Origin of the sequence: Nocardia neocaledoniensis (assembly GCF_029868625.1) — a bacterium.
Classification (GTDB): domain Bacteria; phylum Actinomycetota; class Actinomycetes; order Mycobacteriales; family Mycobacteriaceae; genus Nocardia; species Nocardia neocaledoniensis_A.
Genome location: NZ_JARWOJ010000238.1, coordinates 1 through 1,319, shown reverse-complemented (window position 1 = coordinate 1,319; position 1,319 = coordinate 1). Strand labels below are relative to the sequence as shown.

Here is a 1,319-nt window from a genome sequence, read left to right as displayed (position 1 = left end):
TTCCCCCCCCGCCGCGCCCCCCCCCCCCCCCCGCGGCCCCCGCCCTCCCCGCCCCGCCGCCCAACCTCGCCCCCCCCCACTGCCGGTAATTGCTGCCCAGGGCAGGCCGTCACCGCCTCCCCGCGAGTGTCCCGTGGACCGAACCCGGCTCGTGAACAGCCGACTCGAATCCACCTCTGGAGCGCGCCCGCACACTGACACGGCGTCGCGCTCCGAACCCACACGGGAGTGCACGTTGCTGACCCATCTCAGCCAAGCCCACACGACCTGGGGCTTGGCCCCGATCATCATTACCGCCACGGTTCTCATACCTATAACGCTGTTCGCCCTCGTGGTTTCGCTAGCCGCTGTGGTCGCCGTCTTCGGAAACAACCGCCGAAGCGCACGCGCCATGCGAATCTTCGACGCGACGCTCGGGGCGTTGATCTCACTGATGAACGCCATCTTGCGCACCCGCTCGGCCGACCAACCTCGGCCTGCTGCTCGCAACGCTCGCCGGGGCCGTCGATGACCGGGTGCCGGAGACGCGGACGACCGCGCGTCTGCCCTGATGAGGTCCTCGCACTCGTTGTGAACATGCATCGCACAGGAATCAGCTACCGAGGCATCGTCGCCGAACTCAACGCCAGAGGAATTCCCACACCGGGCGGCGGACACCGCTGGTATCCCTCCCACGTGTCCCGGCTGTTGAACACCGCCAATGTGATCGAACAGTTCGGTCGCCCGAACACGGCTCGCCGCAACGCCGATCGCGTCATGAGCTGACCGCCACGTACGATCGCGATCCGCCGGAACTCGCCAGTAACTCGGGACTCGGTGACTCGCCGCGGGCGAACCTGGCGCGCAGTGCGCCGATCCCGCTCCCACGCCCCGCGCAGCGTCGGCGCGCGAAGACACCGACTGGATATGCCACACGGGCGCGTTCGACGCCACCGGCTACAACACCCGCCGCGCCCGTGCTGACCGACTGGATCACCCAGGCCATCGACCGCAGCAAGTAGCCCGCGCCGTCATGTCAGCTCACAGGAAACGGCCCCGGGTTGCCCGGGGGGTGGGGGGCGCCCCCGGGCGGGTTGGGGGGGGGGGGTTCCCCAAACCCCCGGGCCCCGGCCGCGCGGGGCCTGCGCGCGGTGCCGCCACTCATCTCCTGACCCGCCTACCCGCTGAAACGGCCCGTGGTGCCGAGCATTCCGCTCGGCATAACGGGCCGTTTACAGTGAGCTGACATGACGGCGCGGGCTACTTTCTGCGGTCGTTGGCCTGGGTGTTACAGTCGGTCAGCACCGGGGCGGCGGGGGTTGTATCCCGTTGCCTGGAAC

At 69.4% G+C, this 1,319-nt stretch carries 1 protein-coding gene; it reads left to right on the top strand.

The window, feature by feature from the left end:
• Positions 1 to 507: 507 nt before the first annotated feature.
• Positions 508 to 765: a recombinase family protein gene (locus QH270_RS18620; RefSeq protein ID WP_082393111.1), complete on the top strand. Its 258-nt coding sequence runs from the start codon at positions 508 to 510 to the stop codon at positions 763 to 765.
• Positions 766 to 1,319: the final 554 nt, after the last annotated feature.